The sequence below is a fragment of the Bradyrhizobium sp. BR14999 genome (assembly GCF_056106085.1).
Map to the genome: position 1 here is coordinate 310,502 of NZ_CM148536.1, position 19,786 is coordinate 330,287.

The following is a 19,786-nucleotide window of genomic DNA, read 5'->3' on the forward strand; positions in this document are numbered from 1 at the left end:
GACGGGTGTTCGGGGACATAGCCGACACGTCATAGTGCACGGATTTGGCAGTGTGGGAGGCCAAGTCCATGCCCTGGCGAGAGGTGTCGGTGATGGATCAGCGGCGAGAGTTCGTTCGGCTTGCGATGCAGGAGGGAGCGAACCGACGAGAACTCCGTCGGCGGTTCAATATCCATCCCGATACGGGCTACAAATGGCTTGCACGATGGCAGGCCGACCAGGACATCGAGGACCGCTCGCGGCGACCGCATGCGAGCCCGGGACAGACCGATTGCGAGCTCGAGGCGCGCATTACCGCGGTACGCGATGCTCATCCGGCCTGGGGAGCTCGCAAGATAGCTCGTTGTCTCGAGCGCGATGGCTTTCGCGCGCCAGCCGTCTCAACAGTCCATCAGATCTTGCGTCGGTCCGGCCGCATCAAGCCTCCGGCCGGCGGCGCGGTGGCCAGCCAGCGTTTCGAGATGCCGGCCCCCAATCTGTTGTGGCAGATGGACTTCAAAGGCTGGGTTCGGCTCGGCAATGATGCCCAATGCCATCCTCTGACGGTCGTGGACGACCACTCGCGCTATGATCTGTGCCTGCAGGCCTGTGCTGATCAACGCACAGATACCGTGCGCAGCCGCCTGGAGAAGACCTTTCGCCTTTACGGCCTCCCGGAGGCCTTCTTCGTCGACAATGGTTCGCCTTGGGGCGATCCCTCGGGCGAACGATGGACGCGGTTCTCGGTATGGCTGCTCAAGCTCGGCATCGCGGTCATCCACAGCCGCCCATATCACCCGCAAAGCCGTGGCAAGAATGAGCGGTTCCACCGCACGCTCGCGGCTGAGGTGTTCGCGCTGCGGCACTTCCGCGATCTCGCAGAGACACAGCGCGCCTTCGACGCCTGGCGGGAAGTCTACAACTTCGAGCGACCGCACGAAGCGCTCGGACAACAGGTCCCGGCCAGTCGATATCGGCCGAGCCAGCGAGCCATGCCCGATCGATTGCCGGAGGTCGAATACGACAGCCACGAGATCGTACGCCGCGTCTCCACGACCAAGGCCTATGTCAGCTTCAAGGGATGTCTTTGGAAGGTCCCCCAGGCCTTCTGCGGCGAGCGCCTTGCCATCCGCCCCTCGGCAAACGCTGCGCAATACGGGGTCTTCTTCGCCGCCCACCAAGTCGCTATCATCGACTTGGCGAGCGGAAAAAGTGTCGGCTATATCCCCGAACACCCGTCGGTCATGTCCCCGGGCTGAACATCGAGCCGGGCGATGACACCTGAATTGGGGCGACAAGCCTGAGCAGCCGGCAAACGCCAGTGTCAGCTATCGAACACGATCACGCTGCGCAGCGTCTTGCCGGCTTTCATGTTGGCAAAGCCCTCGTTGATCTCGTTTAGCTTCAGCTTGGCCGAGATCCAGTCCTCCAGTTGCAGCCGGCCGCGCAGGTAGAAGTCAACCAGCCGCGGCATGTCGACGCGAAAATGGTTCGAGCCCATCGAGGAGCCCTGGATCTTGCGCTCGCGCAGGAAGTCAAAGCCGTGCAGCTCGATCTTCTGGCCGAACGGGATCATGCCGACGATGGTGGCCGTGCCGCCCGAAGCGAGCATGGCAAAGGCCTGCTCCGCGGTCTCCTTGCGGCCGAGCACCTCGAAGGAATGGTGCACGCCACCATTGGTGAGGTCGCGCACCTGCTTCACGACGTCGCCGTCGGCGGGGTTGATGATGTCGGTCGCTCCCAGCTTGGTCGCGAGCTGGAGTTTTGCCGGATTGGTGTCGATGGCGATGATGCGGCCGGCGCCGGCGATCTGCGCGCCGTTGATCGCGGCCATCCCGACGCCGCCGCAGCCGATCACCGCCACGGTCTCGCCGGCCGTCACCTTGGCCGTGTTCACGACCGCGCCGTAGCCGGTGATGACGCCGCAGCCGATCAGCGCGGCGAGATCCAGCGGCATTTCTTTGCGGATTTTGACGATCGCGTTCTCATGCACCAGCATCTGCTCGGCGAAGGACGAGAGGTTGAGAAACTGGTGCAGCTTCTCTGGTCTGGACCATTGCATTCGGTTGGAGACGCCCGGCAGCATCTTCACCGTGGTGTCGGTGCAGAGCACGGTGCGCCCCGTCGTGCAGTTGTCGCAGGTGCCGCAGAAGACCGAGAGGCAGGTGACGACGTGATCGCCGGGCTTGACGTAAGTGACGTCGGAGCCGACCTGCTCGACCACGCCGGCGGACTCGTGCCCAAGCACCGCGGGCAGTGGATGCGGATAGAGCCCCTCCATGAAGTGCAGATCGGAGTGACAGAGGCCGGCGACCGCCGTGCGGATCAGGACCTCGCGCGGGCCGGGCTTCGGCAGGCTGACATCCTCGATGACGAGCGGCTGGTTGACTTCATAGAGGACGGCGGCCTTCATCGGTGTTTCCTCGGTGTTGTTGTTTCGTTTTACCTCTCCCATGGGGAGAGGTCGGCGCGAAGCGCCGGGTGAGGGGTTACGCTCCCTCGTGGGACCTGGACCCCTCACCCGATTTGCTGCGCAAATCGACCTCTCCCTACGGGAGAGGTGAAGAGCCTACGCCGCCAGAACCAGTTCGCCAACCTCGCTCATGCTGCCGTCGCGATCGCCGAGCAGCAGCGCGGCGATCTTCTGCTGCACTGGATTTTCCGTCAGCCGGAACGGATCGCTCGGCAACACGCGGTGGTCGATCACGAGACGCGACAGCAACAGCCGGCGCGCATCGCCGCGCATGTCGTGGATGCGATGCCCTTCCCAGGCCAGCGCGACGGCGCTGGCGACATGATAGAGCAGGCTGGTGGCGCGACGCGCGTCCGCCTCATTGTCGGCCTTGCCCGCGACCTCGCGTGCGAAGCCGACGGCACGATCGACAAGACCGCGCAGATTATCACGCCAGGCCTGCGGCACGGACGCGCTGTCGTCGAGCCGGGCATGCAGATCCGCGGCCAGCGCGGATTCCGCGCCATGGCGACCGACCGCGCGCCGCAGCGCATCGATCGCGACGATGTTGCCGGTGCCTTCCCAGACCGAGCCGAGATGGGCATCCCGCAGCAGGCGGGCAGTGGCGAACTCCTCGATATAGCCGATGCCGCCACGCATCTCGAGCGCATCGCCGCAGACCTTTCGCGCATCGCGCGTGGCGCGGAATTTCAGTGTCGGGGTGAGGATGCGCAAGAGTGCCGCCGCATCCTGGCTGCCGGCCTCGGCGCGATCGAGCGCGTCGGCGGTGAGGAAGCTCATCGACAGCGCCTGCTCGACCGGCAGCATGATCTTCAGCATCTGCCGCCGTCCCAGCGGCAGGTCGATGATGCGGTTGCCGAACACCACGCGGTTCTTCGCGACCGTCATTGCGTCGTGATAGGCGCGGCGCATCAGCGCGGCGGATTTGACGCCATTTGAGAGCCGCGACGAGTTCACCATCTCGGCCATCTGTACGAAGCCGCGATCGAGCTTGCCGACCGCATAGGCGATCGCGCCTTCGAGCTTGATCTCGCCCGAGGCCATCGAGCGGGTGCCGAGCTTGTCCTTGAGGCGCACGATCCGGTAGTGGTTCGGCGCGCCATCGTCGAGGAAGCGCGGCATCAGGAACAGGCCGACGCCGCGGGTGCCGGGGCCGGCGCCTTCAGGGCGCGCCAGCAGCATGACGACCTTGGCGTCCGCGTTCGAGCAGAACCATTTCTCGCCATAGAGGCGCCAATGATCGCCCTCCTGCACCGCGCGCGTGGTCAGCGTGCCGACGTCGGAGCCACCTTCCTTCTCGGTCATGAACTGGCCGCCCTGGGTCAGCTTGCTCATGTCCGTTTGCGTGAGACCATCGAGATATTTGGTCTTCAGCGCCTCACTGCCGAAATCCGCCAGCAGCTTGGCGCAGCCGTCGGTGACGTTGATCGGGCAGCCCATGCCGAATTCAGTCTGGTTGAACAGGAAGGTGAAGGCGTGCTTGGCGACCACGGGATATTTGTCCGGCCAGCCCATGATGCCCTTGCGGATCGAGAGCGCGTGGATGCCGAACTCACCGAACGCGGCCCTCTCCAGCTCGCGATAGGCCGGATGATATTCGATCCACTGCACATCGCGGCCGAACTTGTCGCGCTGATGCAGGATCGGCGTATGCCGGTCGGCAAGCCGCGCGCATTCGTCGAGCGGGCCGCCGGCGAGTTCGCCGAGGCGATCGAGATGCGGCTCGATATGGCGGAACAGCGTGTCCGGCAGATGGATGCGCAAGAGGTCCGTCAGCGCGGGATCGGCGCGATAGAAATTCATGCCTGACGTGTCGGGCGCCAGCAGGCCAGACGGCTCGGCCGCGACACGTGCTGGCTGCGCTGGGACCGGCTTGTGCATGATCGTCCTCTTCGTTTCCGCCCGACGGCAATTCTTTGCGCTTGCCGCTTGGAATGATGTCGATCATGCTCCAGAGGCGGATGCGGATAAAGCCGCAAATCGTCAGGGCGGCATGATCGCCGCGGGGGAGCAATTCGCCCTGCGGAATTGTGACCGCCCCGGCTGGTTGTCCGCGCGGACCATGCATAGATCAACGGCTCCCCGTCTCCGAGAGATCACGCCATGGAACACCCAAAATACAAGATCGCGCTCATCGTCGGCGCCGGCGAAGGATTGAGCGCGTCGCTGGCGCGGCTGTTTGCCGCCCAGAACATCCGCGTCGCCCTTGCCGCGCGCAAGATCGAGAAGCTGGGCGCGCTCTGTACCGAGACCGGGGCCAAGGCCTATGCCTGCAACGCTACGGAGCCTGAGGAGGTCGAGCGGCTGTTCGGCCTGGTCGAGCGCGAGATCGGCACGCCCGACCTCGTCGTCTACAACGCCAGCGGCCGCACGCGCGGACCGTTCCTCGACCTGGTCCCTGTCGAAGTCGCGCAGGCGATCGCGGTCAGCGCCTATGGCGGCTTCCTGGTGGCGCAGCAGGCGGCCAAACGCATGCTGCCGAACAAGCACGGCGCGATCCTGTTCACCGGCGCCTCCGCCAGCGTCAAGGGCTATGCGCAGTCGACGCCCTTTGCGATGGGCAAGTTCGCGCTGCGCGGCCTCGCGCAGAGCATGGCGCGCGAATTGTCGCCGCAGGGCATCCATGTCGCGCATTTCGTCATCGACGGCGCGATCCGCAGCGCGGCACGCGCCGAGCCGGCCGACAAGCCGGACTCGATGCTCGACCCCGACGCCATCGCGCAGAGCTATTGGAACGTATTGCAGCAGCCGCGCAGCGCCTGGAGCTGGGAGCTGGAGTTGCGGCCGTGGGTGGAGAATTTTTGAGGCGGTGTTTTGAGGCAATAGCGTCACAACAATCGTCATTGCGAGCGAAGCGAAGCAATCCAGAGATATCTCCGCGGATACAGACCGGATTGCTTCGTCGCCAGCGCAAAATTGCTTCGCAATTTTGTCGCGGGCTCCTCGCAATGACGGGCGAATAAGGGAGGCGACATGACGACGGAAACCACCATCGATACCGGCACCGATGAACTGCTCTGCGTGATCCGCGACCGCGTCGCTGTCATCACGCTGAATCGGCCCGAGGCGCGCAACTCGCTGTCCGACACGCTGACGCCAGCGCTGCGCACGATGATCCGGAGCTGCGACGAGAGTCCTGATGTCGGCGCGCTGCTGCTCACCGGCGCGGGTGAAGCCTTTTGTGCCGGCGGCAACGTCAAGGGCATGGGCGCGCATCGCGATCCGAAGAAGCTGGAGATGCCGCTCGAGGATCGTATCGCCGATCTCCAGGAGCGGCAGCGGCTGCTCACCGGCGCGCTGGTGTCGGTGCGCAAGCCGACGATCGCCGCCCTGCCCGGCCCCGCGGTCGGCGCCGGGCTTGCCATCGCCATGGCCTGCGACATCCGCATCGCTGCGCAATCCGCCTTCGTTGCCACCGGCTACGCCCGCATCGCGCTCAGCGGTGATTACGGCATCGCCTGGCTGCTCACCCGGCTGGTCGGCACCGCACGGGCGCGCGAATTGATGTTCACCGGCGACCGTGTCGACGCTGTCAGGTGCGAGGCCATCGGTCTCGTCAACCGTGTGGTGCCCGACGACAGGCTGCAAGCGGAGGCCTTCGCGCTGGCCAAATCGCTCGCCGAAGGCCCGCGCCTCGCGCTGCGCTACATGAAGGACAATCTCGACGAGGCCGTGCTGTTCGACTTCGAGACCGCCCGGGATCACGAGGCTGAACGGTTGATTCGCCTCACCACGACCGCCGATCACAAGGAGGCGGTGCAGGCCTTCATCGAGAAGCGCAAGGCGGTGTTCACGGGGAAGTAGGTGGCGCAAAAAAATGCCCGGCAGCAAGCCGGGCATCGAGTGGTGTCAGGCCGAGGCTGAGGGGCTGTCGGCCTGACGGGAAAGCGCGGCGAGCCGCCAGCTCGCACAGGGAATGTCTTTCGGTGCGACCGTGATCTCCTTGTCGAAGCGCACCAGCTTCCAATCGTCGGGATGGTTGACGAAGGCGAAGCCGGATTTGCGGGCGAGCGAGATCATGGTCTCGTTGGAGCGCAGCGTGTCGCCAAAGATGCGCTCGGCGCCGAGCGCGGCGGCGCGGCATTCGAGATTCTTCAGAAGCGCGGTGGCGATGCCGTGGCCGTGCCAGCGATCATCGACCGACAGGCCGAACTCGAGCGTCGATGTTTCCGCATGGAGCGCATAGCGCATTTCGGCGACGATGGTCTCGAAGCCGTCGACCATCATGGTCGCGACCGCGGTGAAGCGCTCGCGCTCACCGACCTCGAGGAAATCGTGCAGCAGCCCCTTCGGCAATTCGCTGATCGCGCCGAAGAAGCGGTTGTAGCGGGAGCGGGTCGAGAGCGAGCGGAAATAGTGCTGGAGCTCCTCGGTATCGCGCGGCTCGACGAAGCGAACGGTGACGGCCTCACCCTGCCGGGTGCGCAGCGTATCCGAATATTGCGTGAGATCTTCGAGGCGAAGCGTACTCATGACCGGCACCGTGCGAAAAGGGGACCGCCGGCGCCCCCGTGATCAGGCGGCGCCGGCCTGACGGCCTATCAGGCCCGCCAGAAGGGTTTGTCGGCCTCATAGGCAATGTCGGACCAGGACAGGCCGACGTCCTGTAGATCGCGCGCGGTCCAGTTGGTGAGCTCGCGCCTGTTACGGTAGCGCTCATGCCAGAGGTGGAGGGTGTCGCCGATCTGGTGGAGCAGACCTGGCGCATGATGATTTGTCATCGAATTCTGGGTCAACGTAGACATCTTCAGCTCCTGGAGCTAATTTGACCGCGAATATCTGCCTTCTGCTGCGCCGCGACAAACGACAATTTGTACCTTTTCGCATGAAATAACGTCATGTATCCTGCTGCCAAATGACTGCCAGATTGCCGTCCCTGAACGGATTGCGGGCGTTCGAGGCCGCTGCGCGCCATCTCAGCTTCACGCTGGCGGCGGCCGAGCTGAACGTGACCCAGACCGCGATCAGCCATCAGATCCGAAGGCTGGAGGAGGAGCTCGGCATCCGCCTGTTCGTCCGGCAGAACCGTGCGCTGGCGCTGACGCCGGAGGCGCGGGATTACCTCCCCGGCGTCCGCGCTGCCTTCAACGACCTGCGCCTCGCCACCGATCGGCTGCTGCGCAAGGACGACGACAAGGTGCTGACGGTGTCGACGCTGGCTTCGCTCGCCGCAAAATGGCTGCTGCCGCGGCTCACCGATTTCCAGGAACAGCATCCCGGCATCGATGTCCGCATCACCACCTCGACCAGTCTTGTCGACTTCCAGCGCGACGACGTCGATGCCGCGATCCGCTACGGCCGCGGCCAGTGGCCGGGCCTGCGTGCCGACTGGCTGATGGCGGACGAGCTGTTTCCGGTGTGCAGCCCGTCACTGCTGCGCGGCGACAAGCCGCTGCGCCGGCCGCAGGACCTGCGCAACCATCCGCTGCTGCACACCTCCAACGCCAACAGCGACGATTGGCGGCTGTGGCTGACGGCGGCGGGCCTGCCGGCCGATATCGCCAGGCAACCCGGCATCACCTTCGACATGATCTTCATGACCATCCAGGCCGCGATCGACGGCATCGGCGTCGCGATGGGCCGGACTTCCTACGTGCAGGACGACATCGCCAAGGGCCGGCTCGTGGTGCCCTTCAAGATCGCGCTGCCGGCCGATGCCGGCTTCTACCTGGTCTCGCCGGAGGGCCGCCGCGAGGCGCCGAAGTTGACCGCCTTCCGGAACTGGATGATCGCTGCAACGCAAAATAAAGCCTGAAAAATCATCAGCTTCCTCGGCAAAATCGATTGACTCGCCTCCCACCGTGCGGGAAGGGGTGAGGCAGATTGTCGCAGCATCAATCTGTCGGCTGGCCGTGAGGATGAATTCCGGCCGGCCACGCCTTTCCAAGGGGAGAACACCATGGCTGGATCAGCCGCATCGAATCCACCCGCGATCAAGTCGCGCATCGGCGCCATCCTGCGCGCCACCTCGGGCAATTTCCTCGAGCAGTTCGACTTCTTCCTGTTCGGTTTCTATGCCGCCGCGATCGGCAAGGCGTTCTTTCCCTCCACCAACGAGACCGCCTCGCTGCTCAACACGTTCGGCGTGTTCTGGCTCGGCGCCTTGATGCGACCGGTGGGCGCGATCGTGCTCGGGGCCTATATCGACCGCATCGGCCGCCGCCAGGGCCTGATCGTCACGCTCGGCATCATGGCCTTCGGCACCGTGGTCATCGCGTTCTGCCCGAGCTACGCAACCATCGGTATCGCGGCTCCGATCATCGTGCTGATCGGCCGCCTGCTGCAAGGCTTCTCCGCGGGCGTCGAGCTCGGCGGCGTGTCGGTGTATCTCGCGGAGATCGCAACGCCCGGCAATCGCGGCTTCTACACTTCGTTCCAGTCGTCGAGCCAGCAGGTCGCGATCTTCGTGGCCTCGATCCTCGGCTTCATCCTCTCCGAGGTGATGCCGGCCGACACCGTCGCCGCCTGGGGCTGGCGCATTCCCTTCTTCGTCGGCTGCCTGATCATTCCGCTGATCTTCCTGCTGCGGCGGACGCTGGAGGAGACGCCGGCCTTCCTCGCCATGAAGAAGCATCCGACCGCGAACGAGGTGTTCGCGTCCGCGCTCGCCAACTGGCGCATCGTCATCCTCGGCATGATGATCGCGATCCTGACCACGACGACGTTCTATTTCGTCACGGTGTACACGCCGACCTTCGGCAAGACCGTGCTGAAGCTGTCGACACAGGACGCGCTGCTGGTCACGCTGCTCGTGGCGGTGACCAACTTCATCTGGAATCCAGTCGGCGGTGCGCTGTCCGATCGCATCGGCCGCAAGCCGGTGCTGCTCGCCATCGCCAGCCTCTCGCTCGTCACCGCCTATCCGGCGCTGCACTGGCTGGTGACGGCGCCGACCTTCGGCAAGCTGCTCACGGTCGAGATGATGTTCTCGTTCTATTTCGGCGTCTACAGCGGCACCATGCTCGGTGCTCTCGTCGAGATCGTGCCGGCGCATGTGCGCACCACCTGCTTCTCGCTCGCCTTCGCGCTCGCCGCCGCTCTGTTCGGCACCTTCACGCCATTCGCCTCGACCTGGCTGATCGAGCGGAGCGGCGACAAGGCCTCGCCCGGCTTCTGGCTGATGTTCGCAGCTCTGCTCGGCATCATCGCGGCCTCGACGGTGTATCGCGGCGGCGGCAAGGCGGTGCCGGCCTATGACGTGGTGCCGGAGCCGGTGGCGGGGCATTGAGAGGGCGTCGTTCCGGGGCGCCTCTTACCCTCCCCTGGAGGGGGAGGGTCGGCTCACATTGACCGCAGCGAAATGTGAGACGGGGTGGGGTGACGGTTTCTCCAAAACCAACAGTGCCCGAGTGGAGAGATCACCCCACCCCGCTCGCGCTGCGCGCGAACGACCCTCCCCCTCCAGGGGAGGGTGAAGAAGCGAGACTACAGCTCCACCACCACGTAGTCGCTCTCGACTTTTACCGGGATCGTCTCGGCGACATACGGCCCCTTCACCACGCTGGCGCCCGGTTCGACATTGGCCGGATAGGCCTTCACGCGGAAGCGGCGGGGGTCGCAATAGGACTGGCCGGTGCGGATGTCGAACTCCCAGCCGTGCCAGGGGCAGCGGATGATCTCGCCGAGTTTCGTATATTCGATCTCGCCGGGATCCTTCGATTGCGCGAGGCCGATCAGCGGGCCTTCGCACAACGCCGCGCCCTGATGCGGGCAGCGGTTCATCAGGCCGAAATATTCGCCCTTGATGTTGAAGACCGCGATCGGCCGTCCGTCGATCTCCAGGAATTTTCGCGTGCCCGGCGGAAGCTCGTCGACCGCAGCGATCACATGACGCGCCATCAAGCCAGTCCGTAGAGCTTGCGCGCATTGCCGAGATAGAACGCCTCGCGATTGGTCTCGCTGACGCCGGCCGGCAGCACGCGCGACGGCTCGTCATAGTCCCAATGCGGATAGTCGGTCGCGAACAAGAGCCGGTCCCAACCGATCCAGTTGATGACGTCGAACAGATCCTCGCGCCGCTCCGGGTCTTCCATCGGCTGCGTGGTCCACCACACCTGCTCGCGGATATATTCCGACGGCGGCCGCTTCACATGCGGCACCTCGCCGCGCAGCCGCTGCCAGGCCTTGTCGAGCCGCCACGCCAGCGACGGCGCCCAGCCGAAGCCGGCCTCGATCATCACCATCTTCAGTTTCGGGAAGCGCGCGAACACGCCCTCCAACACGAGGCTCGCCAGCGCCGATTGCTGGCACTGCGAGTGTCCCACCATCTCCTCGATGTAATAGGACGGCCAGCCCGACGGCGTGATCGGATTGCCGCCGAAGCCGAAAGCGTGCACGCCGACGGGAAGGCCGGCCTCTTCCGCGGCTTGATAGATCGGCCAATAACGGCGCTGGCCGAGCGGCTCGACATTGCGGCTGAGCAGCAGCACCTGCACGAAATTCTTGTCGCCGGCGCGCTCGCGGATCTCGGCGGCGGCCGATAGCCCATCCTCATTGCCGACGACGATGGACGCCTTCAGCCGCTTGTCCTTGCTGGTCCATTTGTCGATCTGCCAGTCGTTGATCGCCGAGCACAATGCGGCCGAGAGCTCGTGATTGCGGATACCCTGCCCGGCGTTGAGCGGATTGAGCACGCCGAGCTGCACGTTGTTGGGATCGAGCAGCTGCTTCTGCATGAAGGAGAGGGAGGAACCTTGCGGGCCGCCTTCCGGCGGATAGGCGTCGCGGCGCGAGGCGTTGGGCTGGGCTTTCGGATAGGGCGGGCCTTCCATCATGCCCTGATAGGCATGGACGCCGTAGATATCGAGGTGATGCTGCCAGCGTTTGGCGAGGTAGGGATAGAGCTCGGTGCGGGTGGCGCGGGCCGGATGGATGTCGCAATCCGCGATCGCGGTTTTCGCAGTCAGTGGGGAAGCAGCTTCGGAGCTCTCGCGGAACTGGATATTCATCGCCTTGCCTCCTTTGGCAGCGGGCTAAGTCAGGCGGGGATAGGTCGCATGCGGATTGTCGATCATGATCTTGTGCACGAGATCGGGGGACAGACCTTCGGGCAGCGCGTCCTGGCCGTCGAACTGCCAGTGCGGATAGTCCGTGGAGAATAGGACCAATTCGTCCGACTGCATATGATCAAACAGGCGAATTAATGTCTCAGGTTCCGGCGGCGCATCAAATGGCTGTAACGAGAAGCGGATGTTGCTGCGCACAATCTCCAGCGGCGCGCGATCGACCCAGGGCGTCTCCATCCGCACCCCGCGCCAGAACTTGTGCAAACGCCAGAGATAGGGCGCGATCCAGGAGACGCCGGATTCCAGCATCACCATTTTCAGCCGCGGATATTTGGCGAACACGCCCTCGACGATCAGGCTGGTGAGCTGGGTCTGGAACGCCTGGGCCTGACCGACATAATCCTCGATGTGATAAGAGCCCCACCCCACGGCGGTGGGCGGATTGTGGTAGGCGGAACCGGCATGGATGCCGATCGGTAATTCCAGACTTTCCGCGGCCGCATAGATTGGCCATAGCGCACGCTTGCCGAGCGGCGTGTCGCCCATGACCAGCATGAGCACCTGCACGAAGCGGCGATCCTGCGCGCAGCGCTCGATCTCGGCGACGGCCTTCTCGACGCTTTGCGTGGGAATCACGATCGAGCCACGCAGCCGCGGATCACGATCGAGCCATTCCTTGACGAGCCAGTCGTTCAGCGCGCGGCAGAAGGCCGCCTGCATGTCCTCGGAGAACACCATCTGCACGCCGTAGAGCGGATTGCAGATCGCGAGTTTGAGCTGGAAAGGATCGAGCACATGACGCTGCATGTCCGCCAGGCTTTCGCCAGGCTTGCCGTTCTCGGGGCGCCAATCGGGCCGCGCCACGATCGGCGAGTTCTTCGGATAGGATTGCGAGACGAGATCGACCATGCCGCGCGTCGTCACCTGATCGCGCCAATAATCGTTCAAGTACGGCAGCAGGCTGGTCAGATGCGGCACGGCCGGATGCAAATCGCAATCCACCCCGCCGGCGATCAGGGACGCCATGACGTCTCCCTTCTCACGTTTCCACGCATGTCTCTTCTTGTACCCGCCATTCAAGCAGGCCTGCCCGCCGCCCGCAACTCGGCCAAGGCTTCCGTCATATGCTAGGAAGGCTGAGCACAGTTGCGAGGATCAGAGGTGAAGGACATGAAAGAGCTCGTCGGCATTGCGGAACAGGTCGCGGCCAAGCTGATCGCGCGCAAACAGACCATTGCGGTGGCAGAATCCTCGGCCGGTGGCCTGATCTCGGCCAGCCTGCTCGCCGTGCCCGGCGCGTCCGCCTATTTCGTCGGTGGCGCCGTGGTCTACACCCGCGACGCCAGGCGCGTGCTGATGGATATTTCGGACGACGGCATGAAGGGCTTTCGCTCCTCATCGGAGCCCTACGCGAAACTACTTGCTGAGCGGATGCGAACGCGCTTCGGATGCGACTGGGGCCTGTCCGAAACCGGAGCCGCCGGCCCCACCAGCAACCGCTACGGCGACGCCGCCGGCCATAGCTGCATGGCGGTGGCGGGCCCTGCGGCAGAGGTGATGACGCTGGAGACGGGCAGCAATGACCGGCTCGCTAACATGCAGGTGTTCGCGGCGACGGCGCTGAAATTGTTGCTGAAGAAGCTGGAGGAGTAGCAGGCCGTTTGCGTCGATGGACCGGCCGCGCCTCATCTCCGGTGTCGTCCTGGCGAAAGCCAGGACCCATTACCCCGAATGAGAGTTGTGCGGATGGCGGAGCCACAGCTTCTTCAAACAATATAAGCCGGTGGCAATGGGTCCTGGCCTTCGCCAGGACGACATTGAGGGCGCGTTGTGCGCCTTACCGTCCCAAATGCCGCATAAAGATCCGCACCACATAGCCCTGAAACCTCGGCGCTTCGTCGTAGAGGTCTGACGCGATCCGCTCGATGGTCTCGCGCAGGGACAGGAACTGCGCCTGACGTGCGCTGCTTTCGGTGCCCTGCATGCCCGCGAGCTCGTCCATCGCGGCGTCGCTGATCTGACACTGTACCACATCGCCGTCGTTCAGCATGGTGAAGCGAAAGGCCAGCCGTTCGAGGTCATGGCCAATGATCTTGTCGCGCATGAGTGGCATCAAGTCGTCCCGGTCGAGCCCCCGCGCCAGACAATGCTGAAAATTTCTTCGCTTGTCACCATGTGTAGATGGGTTAGCCCAAGGCGTAACCCACCTATTGTCGCGATAGTGGACTACGCCGAGCGGACTGCGCTTCGTGCAGCCGCGGGCCGGCCCCACCCTGCGTTCTCAGTAAACGAGGGCCGCGCCTGTGGGTTTCTCCAGCGCGTTCGCCAGGGACTTGTACTCCTCGCAATCGGTCCCGCAGATCGCGGCGATGCGGCTCAGGTGAAACATTGCCTGCTCGCGGTTACCCTGCTCGAGCTGCCAAAGCCCATAATACTGCCAGGTCAGCACGTGATTCGGATCGGCCTTCAGCGCGCGCTCGTACCAAATCTGCGACTGCTTGTAGTCGCCGAGCTTGCGATATGAGTAACCGATGAGATTGGCGACGTTCGGATGATCGTCGTGGCCGAGCGCCTTCAATTGCTCGATCGCGACCGCATAGTCGTTGCGCTCGTAGATCGTGTCATAGGCCGCGCGGTAGCCGGCCGCGAATGCGGGATCACCGATGCTGGACTGGTTGTTCGGCTTCTTGCCTTTCTGGGTTGCCTTTGGGTTGGAGCGTTTCGGGTAGGTGGACTGCGCTTTCTGATCCGAATAGGCGCCCGCATAGGGATCCGTGGAGCTGGTGCCACCACCTCCACCGCCTCCTCCACCGCCCGCAGCCAATACCGGCGAAGCGAACAGCGCCGCTGCGAACGTTCCCAGCACGACGACTCTGATCATTGCTGTGATCATTGCTGTCTCCTGCTTCTGACTACGCGGCCCCGGATGACGTGATAACCCTGCTATGGCGGCGATATTCCGGGATGATTGCGTTCTCACGGGGACGCCGGTCTCGGGCGTGCGACAGTCTTGCTGCCAGATCCTGCCGGCAAGCGGGACGGACGCGCTACTGAAACGCGACCTCGGCAAAGCTCCTCAGCTTTCGCGAATGCAGCCGCTCCGATTCCTGCTGCTTCAGCCGCTCCAGCGCCTTCAGACCGATCTCGAGATGCTGTCCGACGCGGCGACGGTAGAATTCGCTGGCCATGCCGGCGAGCTTGATCTCGCCATGCAGCGGCTTGTCGGAGACGCAGAGCAGCGTGCCGTAGGGGACGCGGAAGCGGTAGCCGTTGGCGGCGATCGCGGCCGATTCCATGTCGAGCGCGACCGCACGGGATTGCGACAAGCGGCGGATCACGGCCGGCCCGGAGATCTCCCAGTTGCGGTTGTCGACGCTCGCGACGGTGCCGGTGCGCATCAGGCGCTTCAGTTCAAAACCTTCCAGGCCGGTGACGTCCTCGACCGCCTCCTCGAGCGCAACCTGCATCTCGGCCAGTGCCGGGATCGGTACCCACGGCGGCAGCTCGCGGTCGAGCACGTGATCCTCGCGCACGTAGCCGTGGGCGAGGACGTAGTCGCCGAGCCGCTGCGTGTTGCGCAGGCCAGCGCAATGACCGAGCATCAGCCAGGCATGCGGCCGCAGCACGGCGACATGGTCGGTGACGTTGCGCGCGTTGGATGGACCGGTGCCGATATTGATCAGGGTGATGCCGCGATAGTCGGGTGCGACCAGGTGGAAGGCCGGCATCTGCGGTGCGCGCACGGGCGCCATTCCGCTGATGGCGCCGCCATTGCACGTGATCACATTGCCGGGCGCGACGAAGGCATCGAGACCAGCCTCGCCGGATTGAAGCCGCTGCTGGCAGAGCTGCGCAAATGCGTCGACATAGAACTGATAGTTGGTGAAGATCACGAAGTTCTGGAAATATTCGGGATCCGTGCCGGTGTAGTGGTAAAGCCGACGCAGCGAGTAGTCGACGCGGGCCGCGCGGAACAAGGATAGCGGCTCGGGCGCGCCGGGGTGGAGCTCGAAGGTGCCGTCGGCGATCGAATCGTCCATCGTGGCGAGATCAGGCACGTCGAACGCATCGCGCAGCGATCGCGTGATGACGGAGTTCTCGCTGGTGGTAATGGCGGCCTCGATGTTGATGTCGCGGCGATAGGCGAAGTGGATCGGGATCGGTTCAGTGGACTCGCCGATCTCGACGGGCACCGCGTGGTTCTGGATCAGGAGTCCGATCTGCTCGGTGAGATAGGCGCGGAATAGATCCGGCCGCGTCACGCTGGTCTCGTGCACGCCGGGGCCATGGACGAAACCGTAGGACAGGCGCGAGTCCAGCCGCGCATGCGTCGCGGTGGTGAGACGGACGAAGGGATAGTAAGCGCGAACCCGCATCGTGACCGTTTCGCCGCCAACGTAAGCCTCGAACCGATCGCGCAGGAATTTTGTGTTGCGCTCATAGATCTCTTCGAGTCGTGCGACCGCGAGGCCGGCGTCGGAGAAGGATTCGGTGGCGATGGAGGGTGGGGATTGCATGGTCGACCGCCGGGTTGCTGTTTGCAATCGCAGTATAGCAAACTGACAGCCAAGTCGTCATTGCGAGCGCAGCGAAGCAATCCAGAAATCTCTCCGCTGAGGCAGACTGGATTGCATCGCTGCGCTCGCAATGACGCTGGGAGATGCCGCGCTTTCGTGCGTCACTTCTCCCGGAACGCGCGCATCAGCTGGTCGTGCAGCGGCTTCATCAGATAGGACAGCATGGTGCGGTCGCCGGTCTGGACGAAGGCTTCCACGGGCATGCCGGGAATCATCTTGACGTCGCCGAGGCGGGCGACCTCTTCGGCCGGCATCGAGACGCGGATGGTGTAATAGCTCTGGCCCGTGCGCTGGTCGGTGGTGACGTCGGGCGACACGCGGCTGACGACGCCGTTGAGCTCGGGCGTGGTGCGCTGGTTGAAGGCGGACAGGCGCAACAACGTCTTCTGGCCGATCTGGAGCTTGTCGATGTCGACCGGGTTGACCTTGGCCTCGACCTGGAGATCGTCGGCCTGCGGCACGATCAGCATCAGGGCATCGCCGGCGGTGACGACACCGCCGACGGTGTGCACCGTCGATTGCAGCACCATGCCGTCCTGCGGCGCGCGGATGTCGACGCGGCGGAGCTGGTCTTCGGCGGCAACCTTGCGCTCGATCAGTTCGCCGATCTTGTCGTTGGTCTCGCGCAGGTCCTTGGAGACCTCGCTGACCACGTCCTTGTCGATCTGGATGATCTGGAGCTCGGTCTCGGTGATCTTGCCCTTGGCCTGGGCGCGCGAAGCGATGTATTGAGCGCGCTCGCCGTTGAGACGCGCCGAGTCGCGTTCGAGCTGGGTCAGGCGCGAGATCTGCACCAGGCGCTTGTCGTAGAGCTCGCGCACGCCGGTGAGCTCGTTCTGCACCAGCGCGATCTCCTGGTCCTTGGCTTTCTCCTGGGCGCTGAGACCTGCGATTTCCTCGTTGAGCTGCGTGATGCGCTCGCGCAGCTGCGCTTTCTGCCCGGTGCGGCCGTTGACGCGGACGTCGAACAGCTTGGTTTCGGCGGAGAGCAGCACCCTGACGTCAGGATCGTCGGCGCGCTCGATGAGGCTTTGCGGGAATTCGATCTTGTCGACACCGCGCTGCTCGGCCTGGAGCCGCGCCGCACGCGCCTGCGCGGCGTCGAGATTCTTGGTGACGATGGCAAGGTTGGCCTTTGTGACGGTGTCGTCGAGCCGCACCACGATGTCGCCGGCCTTGACCACGTCGCCATCGCGGGCGCGCACCTCGCCGACCACGCCGCCGGTCGGATGCTGCACCTTCTTGACATTGGATTCGACCACGATCTGCCCCGGCGCGATCAGCGCGCCCGAAATCAGCACCGTGGAAGCCCAGCCGCCAAGACCGACGACCAGGACCAGCACGATCCCAAGCCCGAGCATCAGGTGAAACTTGATCGAATCGCGCACCGTCCTCTTCGCGGCGGGCTTCGGGCCGCCGATTGCCAACGTGCTCATGGCTTGGGCACTCCACCTTCGCTGACGATCTTGATCGGCGCCGGCGGCGTCACGCGCGGCTGGAGCACCTGGGCGAGCACCTGCTCCTTGGGACCGAAGGTCTGCATGCGGCCATCGCGCAGCACCAGGATCTGGTCGACCGCCTCGACGCCGATCGGCCGGTGCGCCACCACGACGACGATGGCGCCGCGCTCGCGCGCCGAGCGGATGGCGCGAGTCAGCGCCTCGTCGCCTTCAGTGTCCAAATTGGAGTTGGGCTCGTCGAGCACGATCAGGAACGGATTGCCGTAGAGTGCGCGCGCCAGCGCCACGCGCTGCGCCTGCCCTGCGGAGAGCGCGGCGCCCTGCTCGCCGACTTGCGTGTTGTAGCCCTCGCGCATCTTGATGATCATCTCGTGCACGCCGGCCTCCTTGGCCGCGGCGATGATCGCGTCGGAGGTGGCCTCGGGATCGAACCGGCTGATGTTCTGCGCGATGGTGCCGCCGAACAATTCAACGTCCTGCGGCAGGTAGCCGATGTGACGGCCGAGCACGTCGCTTGACCATTGGTCGAGCGCCGCGCCGTCGATCCGCACCTTGCCGCGCACCGGCTGCCAGACGCCGACCAGCGCGCGGATCAGCGACGACTTGCCGGAGCCGCTTGGCCCGATCACGCCGAGGCCGTTGCCGGCGGTGAGCGCGAAGGTGATGTCCTGGACGATGAGGCGCTGGTCGCCGGGCGGCACCATGGCGACGCCTTCGACCGAGAGCCGGCTGGTGGGTGCCTGCAATTGGGTCGGCATCGCCTGCGCCGGCATCTGCTCGAGGAGCCGCGTGAGACGCTGCCAGCTCTGGCGGGCCGCGACGAAGGATTTCCAGTGGGCGATGGCCAGATCGACCGGCGCCAGCGCGCGGGCGGAGAGGATCGAGCCGGCGATGATGATGCCGGCGGTCGCCTCCTGATGGATGACGAGATAGGCACCGACCGCGAGCACGGCCGATTGCAGCATCATGCGCAGCACCTTTGCGACCGCGCCGAGACCGCCGGCGACGTCGCTCGCGCGCTGATTGCCGGCCAGATATTTTTCGTTGGCCTCGCTCCAGCGCTGGTTCATGCGGCTGGCCATGCCCATCGACACCATGACTTCGGCGTTGCGGCGGCTGGCCTGGGCGAGATCGTTGCGCTGGGCGGCAAGGCCCATCGCCTCCTTCGCCGGCTGGCGGGACATGAACTCGGTGACCAGCGTCAGACCGACCAGGATGATGGCGCCGACCAGCGCGGTGACGCCGATCAGGACGTGGAAGGCGAAGCAGATGGCGAGATAGAGCGGCAGCCAGGGCAGGTCGAAGAACGCGCTCGGGCCCATGCCGCCGAGGAAGGAACGGACATTGTCGAGGTCGCGCAGCGGCTGGAGGCCCTCGTTGCGGCTGCCGACCAGCAGCGGCAGGCGCACGATGGTGTCGAATACGCGCTTGTTGAGGGCCTCGTCGAGCGAAGTGCCGATCCGCCCCAGAATGCGGTTACGGATCATGTCGAGCACGCCCTGCGCCATGTAGAGGAAGCTGGCGAGGATGATCAGGCCGACCAGGGTCGGGATGCTGCGGCTCGGCAGCACCCGGTCGTAGACCTCCAGCATGAAGATCGACCCGGTCAGATAGAGCAGGTTGATCATGCAGCTCATCAAGCCGACGCCGACGAACGCCATGCGACAAGCGCGCAAGGCGTCACCGAGCTCTGAACGGCGGACGCCAGGGATGGCTGCCATCAGTCTGATCTCTTTCGGGTGAGGGGCAATGCCCCTGATTTCAAAGGCGATTCAGGGTACTCGCCTCGGATTAACATCTGTTTTCCGGCCGTCAACGCAGTCGAATTAATCCGGGGCCCTGATGGGCCACATCTACCCCTGATAGACTTCCGCGCAAGTCCGGAATTTCACAGGCTTGCGGCTTTTTCTTGCAGGCTTTCAGCCTCTTCCCCGGAAAAGGGAGAGGCCGCAAGCTCCGATCTGCCGAACGCCGGCTAGAACCGGCCCCCGCCGCGCACCAGCCGCACCACCAGAAGCAGAATGACGGCACCAATGGCGGAATAGACGATCTCGGAGACGAGCCCGGTGCCGAGACGAATGCCGAGCTTTGGGAACAAGAGGCTGGCCACCAGGGCCCCGGCGATGCCGATCACGATGTCGCCGATGATGCCGAACCCGGCGCCCCTCACGATCTTTCCGGCCAGCCAGCCGGCGACCAGGCCGACGAACAGGATGACGAGCAGGCCTTCGTTGGAAATGTACATAAGTGAGGTCCCTCTGGCGTGAATGGCCGCATGGAACCGGAATCGGG

The 19,786-nt window shown here is 64.6% G+C and carries 19 protein-coding genes; 6 read left to right on the forward strand and 13 right to left on the reverse strand.

Going from position 1 to position 19,786, the window contains the following annotated elements; translation table 11 throughout:
• The first annotated feature begins 68 nt into the window (after nucleotides 1-68).
• The gene (locus ACR9YP_RS01455) at nucleotides 69-1,238 is read left to right on the forward strand and encodes an IS481 family transposase (protein ID WP_474218847.1); all 1,170 of its coding nucleotides are present in this window, start codon (nucleotides 69-71) and stop codon (nucleotides 1,236-1,238) included.
• Nucleotides 1,239-1,303: 65 nt separating this feature from the next.
• On the opposite strand, the gene ACR9YP_RS01460 is transcribed toward ACR9YP_RS01455, so the two are convergent.
• Together ACR9YP_RS01460 and ACR9YP_RS01465 are read right to left on the reverse strand one after the other, a co-directional pair.
• The gene (locus ACR9YP_RS01460; protein WP_438104485.1) at nucleotides 1,304-2,392 is read right to left on the reverse strand and encodes a Zn-dependent alcohol dehydrogenase; all 1,089 of its coding nucleotides are present in this window, start codon (nucleotides 2,390-2,392) and stop codon (nucleotides 1,304-1,306) included.
• 156 nt (nucleotides 2,393-2,548) lie between these two features.
• Complete coding sequence (locus ACR9YP_RS01465) at nucleotides 2,549-4,333, reverse strand: acyl-CoA dehydrogenase family protein (RefSeq protein ID WP_474218848.1); 1,785 nt, start codon at nucleotides 4,331-4,333, stop codon at nucleotides 2,549-2,551.
• A gap of 222 nt (nucleotides 4,334-4,555) precedes the next feature.
• Between ACR9YP_RS01465 and ACR9YP_RS01470 the strand changes: the two genes are divergently transcribed.
• Nucleotides 4,556-5,257, forward strand: coding sequence for an SDR family NAD(P)-dependent oxidoreductase (locus tag ACR9YP_RS01470; RefSeq protein ID WP_438104482.1), 702 nt, complete (start codon nucleotides 4,556-4,558; stop codon nucleotides 5,255-5,257).
• 168 nt (nucleotides 5,258-5,425) lie between these two features.
• Nucleotides 5,426-6,256: an enoyl-CoA hydratase gene (locus ACR9YP_RS01475; protein WP_474218849.1), complete on the forward strand. Its 831-nt coding sequence runs from the start codon at nucleotides 5,426-5,428 to the stop codon at nucleotides 6,254-6,256.
• A 45-nt stretch (nucleotides 6,257-6,301) separates the two neighbouring features.
• Here ACR9YP_RS01475 and ACR9YP_RS01480 read toward each other — a convergent pair whose 3' ends face one another.
• Both ACR9YP_RS01480 and ACR9YP_RS01485 read right to left on the reverse strand, forming a co-directional pair.
• Nucleotides 6,302-6,925, reverse strand: coding sequence for a GNAT family N-acetyltransferase (locus ACR9YP_RS01480; RefSeq protein WP_370987883.1), 624 nt, complete (start codon nucleotides 6,923-6,925; stop codon nucleotides 6,302-6,304).
• Between the two features lie 68 nt (nucleotides 6,926-6,993).
• Entirely contained in the window at nucleotides 6,994-7,197 is a 204-nt protein-coding gene (locus ACR9YP_RS01485; RefSeq protein ID WP_091890623.1) for a DUF1127 domain-containing protein, read from the reverse strand.
• A gap of 110 nt (nucleotides 7,198-7,307) precedes the next feature.
• Here ACR9YP_RS01485 and ACR9YP_RS01490 point away from each other — a divergent pair, with 110 nt between their 5' ends.
• Both ACR9YP_RS01490 and tcuC read left to right on the forward strand, forming a co-directional pair.
• A complete protein-coding gene (locus ACR9YP_RS01490) occupies nucleotides 7,308-8,207 on the forward strand; it encodes a transcriptional regulator GcvA (protein ID WP_438104477.1) in 900 nt (299 codons plus the stop codon).
• Nucleotides 8,208-8,351: 144 nt separating this feature from the next.
• Complete coding sequence (gene tcuC, locus ACR9YP_RS01495) at nucleotides 8,352-9,680, forward strand: tricarballylate/proton symporter TcuC (protein ID WP_474218850.1); 1,329 nt, start codon at nucleotides 8,352-8,354, stop codon at nucleotides 9,678-9,680.
• A 197-nt stretch (nucleotides 9,681-9,877) separates the two neighbouring features.
• Here tcuC and ACR9YP_RS01500 read toward each other — a convergent pair whose 3' ends face one another.
• From ACR9YP_RS01500 to ACR9YP_RS01510, 3 genes are read right to left on the reverse strand one after another with little or no spacing between them, the layout of a single operon-like run.
• Entirely contained in the window at nucleotides 9,878-10,291 is a 414-nt protein-coding gene (locus ACR9YP_RS01500) for a Rieske (2Fe-2S) protein (RefSeq protein ID WP_438104475.1), read from the reverse strand.
• Nucleotides 10,291-11,400 carry an amidohydrolase family protein gene (locus tag ACR9YP_RS01505; RefSeq protein WP_438104473.1) on the reverse strand — a complete coding sequence of 370 codons (1,110 nt, stop codon included), beginning with the start codon at nucleotides 11,398-11,400 and terminating at the stop codon, nucleotides 10,291-10,293. Before ACR9YP_RS01505 ends, ACR9YP_RS01500 begins: the two co-directional genes overlap by 1 nt.
• Before the next feature lie 24 nt (nucleotides 11,401-11,424).
• The gene (locus ACR9YP_RS01510) at nucleotides 11,425-12,483 is read right to left on the reverse strand and encodes an amidohydrolase family protein (protein ID WP_438104471.1); all 1,059 of its coding nucleotides are present in this window, start codon (nucleotides 12,481-12,483) and stop codon (nucleotides 11,425-11,427) included.
• Between the two features lie 144 nt (nucleotides 12,484-12,627).
• On the opposite strand from ACR9YP_RS01510, the gene ACR9YP_RS01515 reads away from it, so the two are divergent.
• Nucleotides 12,628-13,110: a CinA family protein gene (locus ACR9YP_RS01515; RefSeq protein ID WP_438104469.1), complete on the forward strand. Its 483-nt coding sequence runs from the start codon at nucleotides 12,628-12,630 to the stop codon at nucleotides 13,108-13,110.
• 184 nt (nucleotides 13,111-13,294) lie between these two features.
• On the opposite strand, the gene ACR9YP_RS01520 is transcribed toward ACR9YP_RS01515, so the two are convergent.
• The 6 genes from ACR9YP_RS01520 to ACR9YP_RS01545 all read right to left on the reverse strand — a co-directional run bounded on the left by ACR9YP_RS01520 (nucleotide 13,295) and on the right by ACR9YP_RS01545 (nucleotide 19,739).
• Nucleotides 13,295-13,561 carry a DUF1488 family protein gene (locus ACR9YP_RS01520; protein WP_244551202.1) on the reverse strand — a complete coding sequence of 89 codons (267 nt, stop codon included), beginning with the start codon at nucleotides 13,559-13,561 and terminating at the stop codon, nucleotides 13,295-13,297.
• Between the two features lie 177 nt (nucleotides 13,562-13,738).
• On the reverse strand, nucleotides 13,739-14,350 hold the full coding sequence (locus ACR9YP_RS01525; RefSeq protein WP_438104467.1) for a tetratricopeptide repeat protein: 612 nt from the start codon (nucleotides 14,348-14,350) through the stop codon (nucleotides 13,739-13,741).
• A gap of 154 nt (nucleotides 14,351-14,504) precedes the next feature.
• Complete coding sequence (locus ACR9YP_RS01530; protein WP_370987876.1) at nucleotides 14,505-15,974, reverse strand: AMP nucleosidase; 1,470 nt, start codon at nucleotides 15,972-15,974, stop codon at nucleotides 14,505-14,507.
• Between the two features lie 161 nt (nucleotides 15,975-16,135).
• On the reverse strand, nucleotides 16,136-17,470 hold the full coding sequence (locus tag ACR9YP_RS01535) for an HlyD family type I secretion periplasmic adaptor subunit (RefSeq protein ID WP_474218851.1): 1,335 nt from the start codon (nucleotides 17,468-17,470) through the stop codon (nucleotides 16,136-16,138).
• A complete protein-coding gene (locus tag ACR9YP_RS01540; protein WP_091890656.1) occupies nucleotides 17,467-19,215 on the reverse strand; it encodes a type I secretion system permease/ATPase in 1,749 nt (582 codons plus the stop codon). The genes ACR9YP_RS01535 and ACR9YP_RS01540 overlap by 4 nt, the downstream gene beginning before the upstream one ends.
• A gap of 254 nt (nucleotides 19,216-19,469) precedes the next feature.
• The gene (locus ACR9YP_RS01545; RefSeq protein WP_091890659.1) at nucleotides 19,470-19,739 is read right to left on the reverse strand and encodes a GlsB/YeaQ/YmgE family stress response membrane protein; all 270 of its coding nucleotides are present in this window, start codon (nucleotides 19,737-19,739) and stop codon (nucleotides 19,470-19,472) included.
• Between the last annotated feature and the right edge of the window lie 47 nt (nucleotides 19,740-19,786).

Bases quoted from the DNA above. Each gene is read 5' to 3' on its own strand.
- ACR9YP_RS01455 (WP_474218847.1), top strand. From the start codon at position 69: ATGCCCTGGCGAGAGGTGTCGGTGATGGATCAGCGGCGAGAGTTCGTT.
- ACR9YP_RS01460 (WP_438104485.1), bottom strand. From the start codon at position 2,392: ATGAAGGCCGCCGTCCTCTATGAAGTCAACCAGCCGCTCGTCATCGAG.
- ACR9YP_RS01465 (WP_474218848.1), bottom strand. From the start codon at position 4,333: ATGCACAAGCCGGTCCCAGCGCAGCCAGCACGTGTCGCGGCCGAGCCG.
- ACR9YP_RS01470 (WP_438104482.1), top strand. From the start codon at position 4,556: ATGGAACACCCAAAATACAAGATCGCGCTCATCGTCGGCGCCGGCGAA.
- ACR9YP_RS01475 (WP_474218849.1), top strand. From the start codon at position 5,426: ATGACGACGGAAACCACCATCGATACCGGCACCGATGAACTGCTCTGC.
- ACR9YP_RS01480 (WP_370987883.1), bottom strand. From the start codon at position 6,925: ATGAGTACGCTTCGCCTCGAAGATCTCACGCAATATTCGGATACGCTG.
- ACR9YP_RS01485 (WP_091890623.1), bottom strand. From the start codon at position 7,197: ATGTCTACGTTGACCCAGAATTCGATGACAAATCATCATGCGCCAGGT.
- ACR9YP_RS01490 (WP_438104477.1), top strand. From the start codon at position 7,308: ATGACTGCCAGATTGCCGTCCCTGAACGGATTGCGGGCGTTCGAGGCC.
- tcuC (WP_474218850.1), top strand. From the start codon at position 8,352: ATGGCTGGATCAGCCGCATCGAATCCACCCGCGATCAAGTCGCGCATC.
- ACR9YP_RS01500 (WP_438104475.1), bottom strand. From the start codon at position 10,291: ATGGCGCGTCATGTGATCGCTGCGGTCGACGAGCTTCCGCCGGGCACG.
- ACR9YP_RS01505 (WP_438104473.1), bottom strand. From the start codon at position 11,400: ATGAATATCCAGTTCCGCGAGAGCTCCGAAGCTGCTTCCCCACTGACT.
- ACR9YP_RS01510 (WP_438104471.1), bottom strand. From the start codon at position 12,483: ATGGCGTCCCTGATCGCCGGCGGGGTGGATTGCGATTTGCATCCGGCC.
- ACR9YP_RS01515 (WP_438104469.1), top strand. From the start codon at position 12,628: ATGAAAGAGCTCGTCGGCATTGCGGAACAGGTCGCGGCCAAGCTGATC.
- ACR9YP_RS01520 (WP_244551202.1), bottom strand. From the start codon at position 13,561: ATGCGCGACAAGATCATTGGCCATGACCTCGAACGGCTGGCCTTTCGC.
- ACR9YP_RS01525 (WP_438104467.1), bottom strand. From the start codon at position 14,350: ATGATCACAGCAATGATCAGAGTCGTCGTGCTGGGAACGTTCGCAGCG.
- ACR9YP_RS01530 (WP_370987876.1), bottom strand. From the start codon at position 15,974: ATGCAATCCCCACCCTCCATCGCCACCGAATCCTTCTCCGACGCCGGC.
- ACR9YP_RS01535 (WP_474218851.1), bottom strand. From the start codon at position 17,470: ATGAGCACGTTGGCAATCGGCGGCCCGAAGCCCGCCGCGAAGAGGACG.
- ACR9YP_RS01540 (WP_091890656.1), bottom strand. From the start codon at position 19,215: ATGGCAGCCATCCCTGGCGTCCGCCGTTCAGAGCTCGGTGACGCCTTG.
- ACR9YP_RS01545 (WP_091890659.1), bottom strand. From the start codon at position 19,739: ATGTACATTTCCAACGAAGGCCTGCTCGTCATCCTGTTCGTCGGCCTG.